The sequence below is a fragment of the Streptomyces sp. NPDC028635 genome (assembly GCF_040637635.1).
Classification (GTDB): Bacteria; Actinomycetota; Actinomycetes; order Streptomycetales; family Streptomycetaceae; genus Streptomyces.
Window position 1 is genome coordinate 213,658 of record NZ_JBEZWX010000004.1, and the last position, 15,271, is coordinate 228,928.

13 protein-coding genes are annotated in these 15,271 nt (G+C 72.2%); 4 read left to right on the forward strand and 9 right to left on the reverse strand.

Annotated elements, in window-relative coordinates:
* Window positions 1-2: 2 nt before the first annotated feature.
* The 3 genes from AB0E88_RS06645 to AB0E88_RS06655 all read right to left on the reverse strand — a co-directional run bounded on the left by AB0E88_RS06645 (window position 3) and on the right by AB0E88_RS06655 (window position 2,198).
* Window positions 3-362, reverse strand: a complete 360-nt coding sequence (locus AB0E88_RS06645) for a nucleotide pyrophosphohydrolase (protein WP_361624871.1) — start codon at window positions 360-362, stop codon at window positions 3-5.
* Window positions 359-1,591 carry an ATP-binding protein gene (locus AB0E88_RS06650; protein ID WP_361624874.1) on the reverse strand — a complete coding sequence of 411 codons (1,233 nt, stop codon included), beginning with the start codon at window positions 1,589-1,591 and terminating at the stop codon, window positions 359-361. The genes AB0E88_RS06645 and AB0E88_RS06650 overlap by 4 nt, the downstream gene beginning before the upstream one ends.
* Before the next feature lie 190 nt (window positions 1,592-1,781).
* Window positions 1,782-2,198 (reverse strand): cell division protein SepF, encoded by a 417-nt coding sequence (locus AB0E88_RS06655; protein ID WP_361624877.1) that lies wholly within the window; start codon window positions 2,196-2,198, stop codon window positions 1,782-1,784.
* 198 nt (window positions 2,199-2,396) lie between these two features.
* Here AB0E88_RS06655 and AB0E88_RS06660 point away from each other — a divergent pair, with 198 nt between their 5' ends.
* Window positions 2,397-4,142 carry a hypothetical protein gene (locus AB0E88_RS06660; RefSeq protein WP_361624880.1) on the forward strand — a complete coding sequence of 582 codons (1,746 nt, stop codon included), beginning with the start codon at window positions 2,397-2,399 and terminating at the stop codon, window positions 4,140-4,142.
* A gap of 57 nt (window positions 4,143-4,199) precedes the next feature.
* The gene (locus AB0E88_RS06665) at window positions 4,200-4,475 is read left to right on the forward strand and encodes a DUF3253 domain-containing protein (RefSeq protein ID WP_361624883.1); all 276 of its coding nucleotides are present in this window, start codon (window positions 4,200-4,202) and stop codon (window positions 4,473-4,475) included.
* Between the two features lie 102 nt (window positions 4,476-4,577).
* On the opposite strand, the gene AB0E88_RS06670 is transcribed toward AB0E88_RS06665, so the two are convergent.
* Both AB0E88_RS06670 and AB0E88_RS06675 read right to left on the reverse strand, forming a co-directional pair.
* A complete protein-coding gene (locus tag AB0E88_RS06670; RefSeq protein WP_361624886.1) occupies window positions 4,578-5,918 on the reverse strand; it encodes a TRAM domain-containing protein in 1,341 nt (446 codons plus the stop codon).
* Between the two features lie 316 nt (window positions 5,919-6,234).
* Window positions 6,235-8,289: an APC family permease gene (locus AB0E88_RS06675; RefSeq protein ID WP_361624889.1), complete on the reverse strand. Its 2,055-nt coding sequence runs from the start codon at window positions 8,287-8,289 to the stop codon at window positions 6,235-6,237.
* A 448-nt stretch (window positions 8,290-8,737) separates the two neighbouring features.
* On the opposite strand from AB0E88_RS06675, the gene AB0E88_RS06680 reads away from it, so the two are divergent.
* Complete coding sequence (locus AB0E88_RS06680; protein WP_361624892.1) at window positions 8,738-9,409, forward strand: TrkA family potassium uptake protein; 672 nt, start codon at window positions 8,738-8,740, stop codon at window positions 9,407-9,409.
* The gene (locus AB0E88_RS06685) at window positions 9,409-10,080 is read left to right on the forward strand and encodes a TrkA family potassium uptake protein (protein ID WP_361624895.1); all 672 of its coding nucleotides are present in this window, start codon (window positions 9,409-9,411) and stop codon (window positions 10,078-10,080) included. Before AB0E88_RS06680 ends, AB0E88_RS06685 begins: the two co-directional genes overlap by 1 nt.
* Before the next feature lie 472 nt (window positions 10,081-10,552).
* Here AB0E88_RS06685 and AB0E88_RS06690 read toward each other — a convergent pair whose 3' ends face one another.
* From AB0E88_RS06690 to AB0E88_RS06705, 4 genes are all read right to left on the reverse strand, one after another.
* Window positions 10,553-11,341, reverse strand: coding sequence for a DUF3159 domain-containing protein (locus AB0E88_RS06690; RefSeq protein ID WP_361624898.1), 789 nt, complete (start codon window positions 11,339-11,341; stop codon window positions 10,553-10,555).
* 3 nt (window positions 11,342-11,344) lie between these two features.
* Complete coding sequence (locus AB0E88_RS06695) at window positions 11,345-11,743, reverse strand: OB-fold nucleic acid binding domain-containing protein (RefSeq protein ID WP_361624901.1); 399 nt, start codon at window positions 11,741-11,743, stop codon at window positions 11,345-11,347.
* A gap of 92 nt (window positions 11,744-11,835) precedes the next feature.
* Entirely contained in the window at window positions 11,836-12,519 is a 684-nt protein-coding gene (locus tag AB0E88_RS06700) for a response regulator (RefSeq protein ID WP_361624904.1), read from the reverse strand.
* On the reverse strand, window positions 12,516-15,086 hold the full coding sequence (locus AB0E88_RS06705) for a sensor histidine kinase KdpD (RefSeq protein WP_361624907.1): 2,571 nt from the start codon (window positions 15,084-15,086) through the stop codon (window positions 12,516-12,518). Before AB0E88_RS06705 ends, AB0E88_RS06700 begins: the two co-directional genes overlap by 4 nt.
* Window positions 15,087-15,271 lie beyond the last annotated feature (185 nt).

Below are 15,271 nucleotides of genomic sequence, written 5' to 3' on the forward strand. Positions count from 1 at the left end.
CCTCAGCCGGTCACATCGCCGTTGGCGTCGCCGTCGCCCGGCGCCGGGAACCGCTCCTCGTTCCGCTCGATCTTCTCCGCCAGAGCCGTCAGCGGGTCGACGCCGAGCACCTCGCACAGTTGCAGCAGATACGCGAGCACGTCGGCCACCTCGTCGCGGACCCGGTGCGCGGTGTCCGGGTCGCCCATCACCCCCGCCGACTCCTCCGGCGTCAACCACTGGAAGATCTCGACCAGTTCGGCGGCTTCCACGCTCAGCGCGGTCGCCAGGTTCTTGGGCGTGTGGTACGGCTGCCAGTTGCGGGCGGCCGCGAACTCGGCGAGCCTGCGCTGCAACTGCGCCAGATCCGGATGCTTCGTCACGGCTCCAGGTGTACCACCGTGACGCCGTCGATCCCCGCCGCCCACGAGGCGTCGGCCACCGCCCCGACGCAGCGCATATGGCCGCGCTCGCCCATCCGGACCGCCAGCCGGGCGAGTTCGTCACGCTGCACGGTGTCCAGGCAGCGGTCGAAGCCGTCGGCGAGCACGGTCAGCGCCTGCAGAGCCGAGGGCACCTCGCCGGCCGGGTCGACCTCCAGGATGCCGGGCCCGGTGAGCAGCACCAGGGCGAGCGCGAGATAGCGCAACTCGCCGTCGCCGAGCCGGGACAGCGCCGTACGGGTGCCGCCGTCCCGTTCCAGCCAGGCCCGCACCGTTCCGTCGCTGTCGAGTTCGGCCACCACGTCGGCGGCGGGGACGGCGCAGCCTGCGCGCAGAGCGGCGACGAGCAGCGCGTGGCGGCGGCCGCACTCGCCGCGGGTGCGCCACAGGACGTCCGCGAGGTTGTCGCAGCCGCTGAGCAGCCGGCCGGAACCGCCCGGGACGGGCGCCCGCATCCGGGAGGGGCGCGGGTCGCAGGCGAACACCGAGCGCAGCGCGACGACCAGTTGCTCGGCGGCGGCCAGCACATGGCGCTGCCCGTCCGTCTTCCCGGCGACACGCAACGGCAGCAGGGCGGTCCCGAGGCGGTCGTCGGGCAGCGGGGCACGCGTCACCGGGGCGGAGCCCGCGGTGTGCCAGGCGGCCTGCACGGCGCGTCGCCCGGGATCGACGAGCGCGGTCTCCAGCAGGACGGTCCCGCCGGCGGTGAGCCGCTCGCCCACGACGCGCAGTTCCGGCTCGACCTGTACGGCGAGATCGAGCCGTACCGGACCGACGGGGCCGTCGGCCGTACAGCCGATGCGGAATCCCCGCCGCCGCTGGGCGTCGGGCCGGGCCCGCTCCGGGACACAGGCGACCGGGTCCGGGAACGCCTCGGCGAGTCCGGCGCCGCCGGCGAGCCGCGCGAGCGCCGCGTAGGCGCGCAGCGCGCTCGACTTGCCGCTTCCACTGCGCCCGGCGAGCAAGGTGAACGTACCGTCCAGGGGCAGGACGACCCGCCGGTGCATGGCGAAGGCGGACAGCCGCACCTCGGTGACCCGCGGCCGCACCGGCCGCACCACGTCCGGCTCTTCGGAGACCGACAACGACGAGACGGACAACGACGAGGCGGGCAACGACGAAACAGATGACGATGAAACAGACGACGACGAAACGGAAGAAACGCCCATACGGCGGACGCTAGGCCCGCGCCCGCCCAGGGAACCGTTCCGCCGACGTCATCTTCCTTCTAACGGGGGACGACGGACGTGGACGCGGCCCGGCGCTCCCGGACCGCGTCCGACTCGCCTCGCACTGCCCGCACCGGGCCCCGCGCCCGAACCGAGCCGGGGCCGGCCGAGGCGATCCGCATCCGACCGCTCAACTCCCCGACAACCCCGAGTTCTCCATCAGCCCGCTGACCTCCGTGCCGTTCGGGGTGAGGAGGAACACGTTGCGGTCGACGCGGTGCATGCCGCTGGCGAGACCGAAGACCACGCCGGTGGAGAAGTCGAGGACGCGCTTGGCGACCTCCGTCTCGGCGCCGGTCAGGTCGAGGAGGACCGGAATGCCGGCCATCAGCGTCTCGGCGACCTCGCGGGCGTCCGCGAAGACATTGACCCGCAGCACCACGAAGCGGCGCCGCATCTCGGTCTCCGCCTCCGGCAGCGAGCGGTGGTTCACCGCTGACGGCCAGGAGTCGCGACCACGCAGGGGTACGACCTGGGCGAGCCCTTCCCACTGTTCATCGGTGACGTCGTAGCGGTTCACCGTTCCCCCGTTCCGACTCGCACTCATCTCCTGCACCAGGCAATTCTTACGCCAAGTCACCTGTTCGGCCCAACAGCGACACGGTCCGCCACCGGACGAGCCGGTCACACCATCCTGAATGCCGACTTCCTCCCGGACTGCCACCGCTCATCTCGGGCACACCGGAACCTTCACCTCCGGCCGTGCCCCGTTCACCGGGCCCTCTTAGCGTTCCATGCCGTGCACATGGCAGACACACAGGCGGCAGCTCCCGCTCTCCGGCCGCGCCCGGCGCCGGCCGCCCCCCTTCAGGAGCCACCGCCCGCGCAGTGGCACCGCGTCCTCACCCTGCTCGCCGTCATCAGCCTCTTCATCGGCACCCGCACGGTGTGGACGCAGGCGGCGACCCACCGGCTCCCGGTGGCCCTGGTGATCACGGCGTGCTACGCGGCGATCCTGGCGTGCGGGGTGCTCACCGTGGTGACCCGGCGCCACCGCACCCTGGCCCGCCTCGACCTGGCCGTCCTGCTGACCGCGGTGACGCTCACCCTGTGCACCTGGGTGCTGAACCACAACGGCGCCGACGAGGCCGTACTGACCACCCAGGCCGCCCGGGAACTGGTCGCGGGACACCCGGTCTACGGACAGCCCTGGCCCTGGCTGTTCGGCCCCGGCATCGCCCTCACCCCCACCGTCGACGGCGGCTACGACTACACGTACGGCTACCCCCCGCTGGCCCCGCTGCTCACCGCGCCCTTCCTGTGGCTGGGCCACGCGGGCACCCCCGCGACGGTGGTCACCACGGCCGCGCTGCTGGTGGCCGCGATCACGCTGTGGCGGATGCTGCCGGTGCCGTGGCGTTCGGCGGCGACGATGGTCTGCCTCGGCTTCGGGTTCCTGCCCTCCTACGCCCGTCTCGGCTACCCCGCGATGCTGGGCCTCGCGCTGCTGGTGCCGGTGGTGGTGCGCTGGCCCCGGATCGGACGCGGCGGGCGGCTCGGCGCCGCCGGGATCGCCCGGGGCGTGTGCCTGGGCGCGGCGTGCGCGGCGCAACAACTGCCATGGTTCGTCACGCCGTTCCTGCTGGCCGGCCTCTACGCGGTGCGCCGGGGTGAGCTGGGCGGGCGCGGGGCCGGGCGGCTCCTGCTGCGCGTGCTCGGCATCGTCTTCGCCACCTGGCTGCTGATCAACACGTACTTCATCGTGCACGAACCGCGCACCTGGTTCGAGGGCATCCTGCTGCTGATCACGCAGGGCGCGGTGCTGCACGGCCAGGGCCTGAACATCGTGTCGCTGCTGCTGACCGACGGCAGCGACCGGCTGGACTGGTACGGGCACGCGAGCATGCTGCTCCTGGCCGGGCTGCTGGCGGTGTTCGTGCTGTTCGTGCGGCGCCTCGGACCCGCGGCGACCGTGCTGCCGTGGTGCGCGTTCTATCTCGCGACGCGCTCCCAGGACGGCTACTACCTGCTGATGACGCCGCTGTGGCTGGCGGCCGTGGTCACTGCGCCCGCGGCCGAGTTCGCGGGCGCCTGGCAGCCGCGGCCCCGCCGGCTGCCGACCGGCCCACGGCGCCGCGCGGCACTGGCCGCGGCGGGCGCGCTGCTGCTGGCCCCGGCACTGGTGAGCGCCCTGGTCGCGGCGACCGGGACCCCACCTCTGCGGATGCGGGTCACCGAGGTGCGGCACGCCACGCCGAGCAAGGTGTCGCTGCTGACGGTCCACGTCACCAACACCGGCGACCACCCCCTGACGCCCCATTTCATGCTCACCACGGGTGAGGGCATGGGACGGTACTGGACGGTGGTGCGCGGCCCGGCCACCATGCCGGCCCACGGCACGGCCGTCTACGCCCTGCGCCCACCCAAGGGCACGTTCCCCGTCTCCCGCAACAACGCCAGGGTCCGGGTCCGCCTACGCGCCTTCACGGGCGACCCGCAGACCTTGTCGAGCATCGACGTACGACATCTGCTGCTGACGCCCCGCAGATGACGTACCCATGGTGAAGGGCCCGTGCCGAGCCCGGTGGGCGGTGCCACACTGGATCGCGTGGCGGAGACGGATCGGCAGCTCGCCGAGCGGCTGGAGCGGGCCATCATGGGCTTGCTGGAGCGCCGCGCCGACACCGCGTCGATCTGCCCGTCCGACGCCGCCCGCGAGGTCTACGAGGGTGACGACGACGGCTGGCGAGCCCTGATGGAACCGGCCCGACGAGCGGCCTGGCGCCTGGTGGCGGCCGGCAAGGCAGAAGTGACCCAGGCCGGCCGGCCCGTCACGGAGACCGAGGCCCGCGGACCCCTCCGCATCCGTCGCCCCCGGAGATGACGGGCCCCGCACCGGGCGCTGGTGGTCCCGGCCGCCCGCCCGTGGAGCGGCTGCGCGCCCGCGACGATCACGGGCGCGGCCGCCACCGGGCGGACGACCGGGTCAGTGGCCCTTGGCCACCGGCTCCAGAATCGCCACACACTCCACGTGCGACGTCATCGGGAACAGGTCGAAGGCCCGCAGCATCCGCACCCGGTACCCACCGTCCCGGAAATAGCCCAGGTCCCGGGCCAGCGCGGCGGGGTCGCAGGCCACGTACGCGATGCGGCGGGCGCCCAGGGACGACAGGTGGGCCACCGTCGCTCGGCCGGCGCCCGCGCGGGGCGGGTCGAGGACGATGAGGTCGACCTCCGTGATGCCCGTGCGCGGCAGCACCGACTCGACCTTGCCCTGCTCGATGCGGACCCGGGGGAAGTCGGCGAGGTTGTGCCGGGCGTCCTCGACGGCGCGCTTGCCGGACTCGATGCCGAGTACCGCGCCCTGCTCGCCGAGGCGGTCGGCGAGCGCGCCCGCGAACAGGCCGACACCGCAGTACAGGTCCAGCGCCATCTCGCCCTTGCGCGGCAGCAGGCCCTGCATGACCGCCGTGACGAGGGTGTCGGCGGCCTTCGGGTGGACCTGCCAGAAGCCGCCGCTGCCGACGCGGTAGGTGCGGTCGTCGGCGCGCTCGCGGACGAAGGGGCGGCCGTGGACGCGGTGCACGCCGCCGTCCTTCTCCTCCACGCGCATCACGGAGACCGGACGGTCCAGTTCGACCAGAGGCAGACGGGCGCCCGGGCGGGGGGTCAGGATCACCTGACGGTCCTGGGAGCCGGTCGCGGCGATCGCCTCGACCGACTCCATGCCGGACCAGTCACGCTGCTCGATGCCCAGCTCGCTGACGCCCTCGGCCGCGATCATGCAGTGGTCGATGCGCTCGACCTCGTGGGAGCGGTGACGGCGCAGACCGGCGTGGCCCTCGGCGTCGACGGCGTACTGCACGCGGGTGCGCCACTGCGGGACCTGGCCCGCGGGCAGCTTGTCGCCCTCGGCCGGGACCACCGTGCCGTCCCAGCCGGCCTCCTCGGGGGTCAGGCCCGCGAGCCGCTTGAGCTGCTCGGCGATGACCTCGCCCTTCATCCGCCGCTGGGCGCCCGGCTTGGCGTGCTGCCAGTCGCAGCCGCCGCAGCGGCCGGGGCCGGAGAAGGGGCAGGGCGCCTCGACGCGGTCCTTGGACGCCTCGAGGATCTCCACGGCGTCCGCGCGCAGGAAACGCGCGCCCTCCTCGCCCTCGGTCACCCGGGCCACGACCCGCTCGCCGGGCAGCGTGTGCCGGACGAACAGGACCTGGCCCTCGGACGTGCGGGCGATGCAGTGACCGCCGTGGGCGACGGGGCCGATCTCGACCTCGTACTCGGCCCCGACCAGCGACCCCGCCTGCGACTTCTTCTCTTCTGCCTGCATGGCGGGGTGACTCCAGATCGGGTGAGGGGTGCGAGCGGACAACAGCCCACCAGTCTACGTGCTGCGCACGACCACCGGCGTCCCCGCCCGACCGCCGGTCCCCCGGCCCTCCCACCGGCGCGACGGCCGGTTCACGGCCCACCCCGCCCCGTCCGTGCGACGGCCCCCGGCCCCATCGGTGCGATGGCCGGTTCACGGCCCCCGCACACCCGTCCGCGTCGCGGCCGGTTCACGGCATCCGTGTCAGGGCCGCTTCACGGCCTGCCGGGCACCACCGGCGCCACGGCCGGTTCACGGCACCCGCACGCCACCGGCACTACTGCCGGTTCCCGGCCTCCTTCGCCCGTTCCGCCTGCGTCAGCGGACCACGCCGTACGGAACCCGGCGCGTTCCACTCCTGCCGCCTGCGGGCCCGCTTCTTGGCGGCCTCGGAGGACTCCAGCTGGAAGGGCACCGAGGTGACCATGATGCCCGGTGTGAACAGCAGCCGGCCCTTGAGCCTGAGCGCGCTCTGGTTGTGCAGGAAGTGCTCGTACCAGTGACCGACCACGTACTCCGGGATGATCACCGAGACCGCGTCGCGGGGGCTCTCCTTGCGCAGGCTCCTGACGTACTCGATGACCGGCCGCGTGATCTCGCGGTACGGCGAGTCCAGCACCTTCAGCGGTACGTCGATGCCGCGCCGCTCCCACTCCTCGCGCAGCGCCTTGGTCTCGGCCGGGTCGACGTTGACCGTGAGCGCCTCGAGGGAGTCGGAGCGCATCAGCTTGGCGTAGGCGAGCGCGCGCAGCGTCGGACGGTGGATCTTGGAGATCAGGACCACCGAGTGGACGCGCGAGGGGCGGACCATGTCGTCGCTGGGGCCCTCGGGTGCGGCGATCTCCGCGGCCACGGCGTCGTAGTGACGCCGGATCGCGGTCATCGTCACGTAGAAGATGCACATGCCGAGCAGGGCGACCCAGGCGCCGTGCGTGAACTTGGTGATCAGCACGACGACCAGCACCAGGCCGGTGAAGAAGGCGCCGAAGGTGTTGATCGCGCGGGAGCGGATCATGTGGCTGCGCTTGGCCTGGTCCTTCTCCGCGGCCAGGTGGCGGTTCCAGTGCCGGACCATGCCGATCTGGCTGAGCGTGAAGGACACGAACACGCCGACGATGTACAGCTGGATCAGCCGCGTGGAGTCGGCGCCGTAGATGAGGACCAGCAGGGTCGCCGTGCCGGCCAGCAGCACGATGCCGTTGGAGAAGGCGAGGCGGTCGCCGCGGGTGTGCAGCTGACGCGGCAGGTAGCGGTCCTGGGCGAGGATCGAGCCGAGCACCGGGAAGCCGTTGTAGGCGGTGTTGGCGGCGAGGAACAGCACCAGCGCGGTGGCCGCGGCCAGCACGACGAAGAAGAAGCTGCCCTTGCCGAACACGGCCTCGGCGACCTGGGTGATCACCGGGTTCTGGACATAGCCGGTGCCGACGCCGACGCCGTTCTTCAGCAGGTCGGTGGCCGGGTTCTCGGCCATGCGGACCTTGGTGGTCAGGGCGAGGACGATGATGCCGCAGAACATGGTGACGGCGAGCAGGCCCATGGCCGCCAGCGTGGTCGCCGCGTTCTTCGACTTGGGCTTGCGGAAGGCGGGCACGCCGTTGGAGATCGCCTCGACACCGGTGAGCGCGGCACAGCCGGAGGAGAAGGCGCGCAGCAGCAGGAAGACCAGCGCGAAGCCGGCCAGGCCCTGGTGCTCGGCCTTGATGTGGAAGTCGGCGGTGGGCGCGCGCATGGTGTCGCCGAGGACCAGGCCGCGGAAGGCGCCCCAGGCGATCATGATGAAGACGCCGGCGACGAAGACGTACGTCGGGATCGCGAAGAGTTTGCCGGACTCCTTCACGCCGCGCAGGTTCATCAGCGTCAGCAGGACGATCACGGCGACGGCACAGGCCACCTTGTGCTCGACGACGAACGGGATCGCCGAGCCCAGGTTCTCGATGCCGGAGGAGATCGACACCGCGACGGTCAGGACGTAGTCGACGAGCAGCGCGCTCGCCACGGTCAGACCGGCTTTGGGGCCGAGGTTGGTGGTGGCGACCTCGTAGTCGCCGCCACCGCTGGGGTAGGCGTGCACGTTCTGTCGGTACGAGGCGACGACCGTGAACATCAGCACGACCACCGCGAGGGCGATCCAGGGGCTGAAGTGGTACGCCGACACGCCCGCGATGGACAGGACCAGCAGCACCTCCCCTGGCGCATAGGCCACGGAGGACAACGGGTCGGAGGCGAAAACGGGAAGGGCGATGCGCTTCGGCAGGAGCGTTTCGCCCAGCCGATCACTGCGCAGTGCGCGCCCGATGAGAATCCGTTTGGGCACGTCGGTCAGTTTGGACACAACAGAGGATCGTAAGCCTTCGAACACGGGCTCGCCCACCTGCCGTGGCCGATCTGCCGCACGAGTGGAATCGGCGCTTCACAGCGCTACGGATTCCGCAGGTCGGGCGGTTGCCGTGCCTAGATGGCTGGACTCCCGCCCCCCGCCGCACCTCGGAGGTCACCGTGCCCGCCACCGCAGAGCTGATCGGCGCCGCCGTCGCACTCCTCGGCCTCGGATTCCTCACCCTGCGCAGCGTGCGCAGCATCACTCGCCGGCGGACCGCGCAGCCCCGCTAGGCCCCTCGTGCGGATCATCCCGGCGTCGCCGGCCCGGCACGCGCGGCGTGACAACGGCGGGCCCAATCGGGCCCGGGGGTGCACAGCCCGCGCCGCCCCTGTGTAGCTTGGTCGCCGGTCTGAGACCCTGTTGAAGCCAAGTGAGATCTCTTGACACCGGAAGGACGGTCGTGCACATCGTCATCATGGGCTGCGGCAGAGTGGGTTCCGCTCTCGCCCAGACCCTGGAGCAGCAGGGGCATACGGTCGCTGTGATCGACCAGGACCCCACCGCCTTCCGACGCCTCGGTTCCTCGTTCGGGGGCCGCCGGGTCACCGGGGTCGGCTTCGACCAGGACACCCTGCGCGAGGCCGGCATCGAGGAGGCGGGCGCCTTCGCCGCGGTCTCCAGCGGCGACAACTCCAACATCATCGCCGCCCGCGTGGCGCGTGAGATGTTCGGTGTCGAGAACGTGGCGGCCCGTATCTACGACCCCCGGCGCGCCGAGGTCTACCAGCGCCTCGGCATCCCCACGGTCGCCACGGTGCGCTGGACCGCCGATCAGATGCTGCGCCGACTGCTGCCCTCCGGCTCCGAGCCGCTGTGGCGTGACCCCACCGGGGGCGTCCAGCTCGCCGAGGTGCACGCCTCGGCGGCCTGGGTCGGCCACAAGATCAGCAAGCTGCAGGAGGAGACGGGCGTCCGGGTGGCGTTCCTGACCCGCCTCGGCGAGGCGATCCTGCCCACCTCGCAGACGGTGCTGCAGGAGGGCGACCTGGTGCACGTGATGATGCGCACCGACGAGGTGGAGAAGGTCGAGGCGGCGTTCGCCAAGGGCCCTGAAGAGGAGGGCGGGCACTGATGAGGGTCGCCATTGCCGGTGCCGGCGCGGTGGGCCGCTCGATCGCGGGCGAGCTGCTGGAGAACGGCCACGAGGTGCTGCTGATCGACAAGGCGCCGACCGCGATCTCGGTCGAGCGCGTCCCGCAGGCGGAGTGGCTGCTCGCCGACGCCTGCGAGATCACTTCCCTGGACGAGGCGGCGCTCCAGCGCTGCAACGTCGTGATCGCCGCGACCGGCGACGACAAGGTCAACCTCGTCGTCTCCCTGCTGGCTAAGACGGAGTACGGCGTTCCGCGCGTCGTGGCCCGGGTCAACAACCCGAAGAACGAGTGGCTCTTCAACGAGTCCTGGGGCGTGGACGTGGCCGTCTCCACCCCGCGCCTGATGTCGGCCCTGGTCGAGGAGGCGGTGAGCGTCGGCGACCTGGTCCGGCTGCTGCGCTTCAGCCACGGCGACGCGAACCTGGTCGAGCTGACCCTGCCGGAGGAGTCGGCGCTGGCCGGCACGCAGGTCGGGGATGTCGAGTGGCCGCAGGACACCTCGCTGGTCACGATCATCCGCGGCACCCGGGTGCTCACGCCGTCCCGCGAGGACTCCCTGGAGCCGGGCGACGAGCTGCTGTTCGTGGCCGCCCAGGCCCGCGAGGGCCAGCTGGAGGACCTGCTGTCGGTGCGACGCGACGACAGCTGACGGTTCGCTCCGCTCGGATACGGCGATGGGGGCGCCCGGTGATCACCGGGCGCCCCCATCGCCGTGCCCGGCAGCCTTTGCCGGCCGCCGTGCGGCGAGCGCGGTGCGTCGGCCGCCGGACGGCCGGTGCGGACGGCGGCTGCGGCTTTGGGTGCGACTGCTGTACGGCCGCCGGCGCGGGCGGCGAGCCCCGGGCGTCGGCGGCGGCTGCGGCTGCCGTACGACCGGCACGGGCGGCGGGCACCGCGCGGCGAGCCCTGGGCGTCGGCTGCCGTACGGGCGGCACCGATGCCGGCGTACGGCGGCACCGGCGTCGGCGTACGGCGGCACCGGTGCCGACGGACAGCGGCGTCGGCTGTCGCACTGCCGCGGCGTCTGCCTCGGCGAGTCACGGCACCGCGGCAGACGCGCGTCGCCGTGATCCCGCGACCTCTTCCCCGCGCCGCACCGGGCCCTGTGCCGCGTGAGGCGCCTAGGCCTGCCTGCGGTGACGGCCGCCGGTCGGCTCCGCGGTGTCCGCGGCGTCCGGGTCGTCGCCGCGCTGCGCGGCCAGGGCCGCCGCCTTGCGCTCCTCCTCGGCCTTCTCCTCCGCCTCCATCTCCGCGAACACGTCGATCGGCGCCGGTGCCTTCGCCAGGAAGACCCATGTCAGCCAGACGGCGAGCAGGAACGGCGGGATCTTCAGCGCGACCAGCACCCAGCCGAGCTGCGTGGTGTCGGCCCACCAGTACAGCGGGAAGAGGATCGCGCACTTCGCGAGCAGGATCAGGCCCCAGGCCCAGCTGGCCTTGGCGTACGCCTTCTTCCGGCCCGGGTTGCGGGTGCGCCAGGAGAGGTTCTCCTTGAACACCGGACCGAGGATCAGACCGATCAGCGGGACCCCGGCGAGCGTGGTCACGATGTACGCCAGCGCCAGGCCCAGGGTGTAGAGCATGCCCGGCAGGTAGAAGTCCTTGGCGTTGCCGGTCATCATCGCGAAGACGACACCGAAGGCGACGCCGAAGACGCCGCTGAAGGCGTGCTTGACGGTGTCCTTCATCGCGAGCCGCACCACGACCAGCACCAGGGACACGGCCACCGCGGCGATCGCCGACAGATGGAGGTCCTTGTTGATCGTGTAGATCGTGACGAAGAGGAGGCCGGGGACCACCGTCTCGACCATGCCCCGCACTCCGCCGAACGCCTCGAACAGCGCGGCCTCCGTCACCGCCCGGGCGTCGTTGGCAGATGTGTCGTCGGTCGGCTTGTCGAGTGACGTCACCGGCTACTCCCGTCCGAGGGGTCGCAGTTCGTATTTGGGGTTGAACAGCACCCGGCGGCCCCGGCTCATCGAGATCCGGCCCGATGCGATCAGCTTGCGCCCCGGTTCTATCCCGACGATGGAGCGCCGGCCGAGCCACACCACGTCCAGCGCGGCGGTGCCGTCGAACAGCTCCGCTTCCAGAGCCGGGACACCCGCACGCGGACGCAGCGTGACCGTGCGCAAGGTACCAGTAACCGTAACGATCTGACGGTCCTTGCAGTCACCGATCCGGGTACAGCCCGCCGTCGCGGCGTCCTCGCGCAGCTCCTCGGACTCCAGGTCCTCCTGCGACGAGGAGAGCCGGTCGAGCATCCGCCGGAACCGGCCCGCCGGCTTTTCGGAACGAGGAACAGCACTCATATCTGAAGCGTACCGGGGTGCACTGACCGCTACGTAGTCCCCGTGTCTGCCCTCACACGCCCTGCCCGGCCGGCAGCGGGGCACGGCCCGCGCTACCGCTCGAACCGGTAGCCCATGCCCGGCTCGGTGATGAAGTGCTTGGGGTGCGAAGGGTCGGCCTCCAGCTTGCGGCGCAGCTGCGCCATGTACACGCGCAGGTAGTTCGTCTCCGTCCCGTACGACGGCCCCCACACCTCCTGCAGCAGCTGCTTCTGGCCGACCAGACGGCCGCTGTGGCGCACCAGGACCTCCAGCAGATGCCACTCCGTGGGCGTCAGGCGTACGTCCCGGCCGCCGCGGTTGACCTTCTTCGCGGCCAGGTCGACGGTGAACTCGGCCGTCTCCACCGTCACCTCCTCCTCCCCGGCCCCGACGGGCTCGGCGCGGCGCACGGCGGCCCGCAGCCGGGCGAGCAGTTCGTCCATGCCGAAGGGCTTGGTGACGTAGTCGTCGGCGCCGGCGTCCAGCGCCTCCACCTTCTCGTCGGAGGAGTGCCGCGCGGAGAGCACGATGATCGGCACCCGGGTCCAGCCGCGCAGCCCCTTGATCACCTCGACGCCGTCCATGTCCGGCAGACCCAGGTCGAGCACCACCACGTCGGGGTGGCGGGCGGCCGCGAGCTTCAGGGCACCGGCGCCGTCGTGCGCCGCGTCGACCTCGTACTTGCGGGCCTTGAGGTTGATCACGAGGGCGCGCACGATCTGCGGCTCGTCCTCGATCACGAGCACCCGGGTCATGTGGCCTGCCTTTCTGAGGGAACCGACTGAACCGCCGCGTACCGCGCCGGCTCCCGCGGGGGCGGGCCGACGGCCGCACGGAGCCTCAGGACCATGGTGAGACCGCCGCCGGGGGTGTCCTCGGCGTCGAGGGATCCGCCCATCGCCTCGGCGAAGCCGCGCGCCACGGCCAGGCCGAGGCCGACGCCGGCGCCGCGCGGTGCGTCGCCGTAGCGCTGGAAGGGCGCGAAGATGCGTTCCTTGGCCTCGTCCGGGACGCCCGGGCCGCGGTCGACGACCCGGACCTCGACCCGGTCGGCCATGGCGCTCGCGGCCACCAGCACGGGCCGCTCGGGCGGGCTGTACTTGACGGCGTTCTCCACGAGGTTGGCCACCGACCGCTCCAGCAGGCCGGCGTCGACGGCGACCATGGGCAGCGTCTCGGGGATGTCCAGCTCGACGCTGCCCTCGGGGACTCCGCCGAGCGCCATCGGCACCACCTCGTCGACATCGATCTCGCGGATGATCGGGGTGACCGTGCCGGTCTGCAGCCGGGACATGTCGAGCAGGTTGCCGACCAGGTGGTCGAGCCGGTCGGCACCCTCCTCGATCGCCGCCAGCAGTTCCGCCTGATCCTCCTCGGACCACTCGACGTCGTCGGAACGCAGCGAGGAGACCGACGCCTTGATCCCGGCGAGCGGGGTGCGCAGGTCGTGGCTGACGGCGGCGAGCAGCGCGGTACGGATGCGGTTGCCCTCGGCCAGCTCCTTGGCCTGGTCGGCCTCCTGCTGGAGCCGCCGGCGGTCCAGGACCACGGCGGCCTGCGCGGCGAACGCGGCGAGCACCCGCCGGTCCTCGGCGGGCAGCACCCGCCCGGTCAGCGCCAGGGCCATGTGGTCACCGACCGGCATGTCCACATCGGCGTCCTCCGGCCGCTCCACGGGTCTGCCGAGCCCCGCGCGCCCGGCGCAGGTCCACGGCGCGACGTCGCTCTCGCGCTCCAGCAGGGCCGCCGACTCCATGCCGAAGGTCTCCCGCACCCGCTCCAGCAGCGCCTCCAGGCTGGTCTCGCCGCGCAGCACGTTCCCGGCGAGGAAGGACAGGATCTCCGACTCCGCGCGCAGCCGGGACGCCTGCTGGGTGCGCCGGGCGGCGAGGTCGACGACGGAGGCCACCGACACCGCCACCGACACGAAGATCACCAGGGCGAGGATGTTCTTCGGGTCGGCGATCGTGACCCGGTGCACGGGCGGCGTGAAGAACCAGTTCAGCATCATCGAGCCGAAGGCCGCCGCGGCCAGCGCCGGCAGCAGCCCGCCGACCAGGGCCGCCGCCACCGTCAGCCCGAGGAACAGCAGCATGTCGTTGGTCAGCCCCAGCGACGCGTCGATCCCGGTCAGCAGCAGCGTCATCAGCACCGGACCGGCGCCGCCCAGCAGCCAGCCTCCCACCACCCGTGACCGCCCGAGCCGGGCGCCGCGCGCGATGGGCAGCCCGCGGCCCTTGGCGACCTCCTCGTGCGTGACGATGTGCACGTCGAGGTCGGGCCCGGACTCACGGGCGACCGTGGCGCCGACGCCGGGCCCGAAGACGTACTGCCAGCTCTTGCGGCGCGAGGAGCCGAGCACGATCTGGGTGGCGTTGACCCCGCGGGCGAACGCCAGCAGGGCGGCGGGGACGTCGTCGCCGACGACATGGTGGAACGTGCCGCCCAGATCTTCCACGAGCGTGCGCTGCACGGCCAGCTCCTTGGGCGAGGCGGCGGTGAGGCCGTCACTGCGGGCGATGTACACCGCGAGCACCTCCCCTCCCGCTCCCTTCTCCGCCAGCCGCGCCGCCCGCCGGATCAGCGTGCGCCCCTCGGGGCCGCCGGTCAGGCCCACCACGATCCGCTCGCGCGAGCCCCATATCGCCGACACCCGGTGCTCGCTGCGGTACCGCTGGAGATAGGCGTCCACCCGGTCCGCCACCCACAGCAGCGCCAGCTCCCGCAGCGCCGTCAGGTTGCCGGGCCGGAAGTAGTTCGACAGGGCGGCGTCGACCTTGTCCGGCTGGTAGATGTTGCCGTGCGCCATCCGGCGGCGCAGCGCCTCCGGCGACATGTCCACCAGCTCGATCTGGTCCGCCCGGCGCACCACTTCGTCCGGCACCGTCTCCTGCTGGCGCACCCCCGTGATCGACTCGACCACGTCGCCGAGCGACTCCAGGTGCTGGATGTTGACCGTGGACACCACGTCGATGCCGGCGGCCAGCAGCTCCTCGACGTCCTGCCAGCGCTTGGCGTTGCGCGAGCCGGGGACGTTGGTGTGGGCCAGCTCGTCCACCAGCGCCACCTGCGGGCGACGGGCCAGCACCGCGCCGACGTCCATCTCGGTGAAGCGCGCCCCCCGGTGCTCCAGCTCCCGGCGCGGCACCGTCTCCAGTCCGTGCGCCATCACCTCGGTACGCGGTCGCCCGTGGTGCTCGACGAACCCCACGACGCAGTCCGTACCGCGCTCGACACGCCGGTGCGCCTCGGAGAGCATCGCGTACGTCTTGCCGACGCCGGGTGCCGCTCCCAGGTAGATCCGAAGCTTGCCGCGTGCCATGAACCCATTGTCTTCCGTTGTGACTGCCCCTACGCAGCGTCGACCTTACGACGCGCGAGAACGGCAAAAGGGACGTGCGGGCGGGCAGCGGACACCTTTGACGCGACTCTGACGCGCAGGAGAACGGCACGCGAGACGCAGCGGACAGGTCCGACCGGGCCTGCGCGTCGGCTCGCCTGCTCTTG

Excerpts from the sequence above, each read along its gene's own strand:
- AB0E88_RS06650 (WP_361624874.1), bottom strand. The coding sequence starts at position 1,591 with ATGGGCGTTTCTTCCGTTTCGTCGTCGTCTGTTTCATCGTCATCTGTT.
- AB0E88_RS06655 (WP_361624877.1), bottom strand. The coding sequence starts at position 2,198 with ATGAGTGCGAGTCGGAACGGGGGAACGGTGAACCGCTACGACGTCACC.
- AB0E88_RS06660 (WP_361624880.1), top strand. The coding sequence starts at position 2,397 with ATGGCAGACACACAGGCGGCAGCTCCCGCTCTCCGGCCGCGCCCGGCG.
- AB0E88_RS06670 (WP_361624886.1), bottom strand. The coding sequence starts at position 5,918 with ATGCAGGCAGAAGAGAAGAAGTCGCAGGCGGGGTCGCTGGTCGGGGCC.
- AB0E88_RS06685 (WP_361624895.1), top strand. The coding sequence starts at position 9,409 with ATGAGGGTCGCCATTGCCGGTGCCGGCGCGGTGGGCCGCTCGATCGCG.
- AB0E88_RS06695 (WP_361624901.1), bottom strand. The coding sequence starts at position 11,743 with ATGAGTGCTGTTCCTCGTTCCGAAAAGCCGGCGGGCCGGTTCCGGCGG.
- AB0E88_RS06700 (WP_361624904.1), bottom strand. The coding sequence starts at position 12,519 with ATGACCCGGGTGCTCGTGATCGAGGACGAGCCGCAGATCGTGCGCGCC.
- AB0E88_RS06705 (WP_361624907.1), bottom strand. The coding sequence starts at position 15,086 with ATGGCACGCGGCAAGCTTCGGATCTACCTGGGAGCGGCACCCGGCGTC.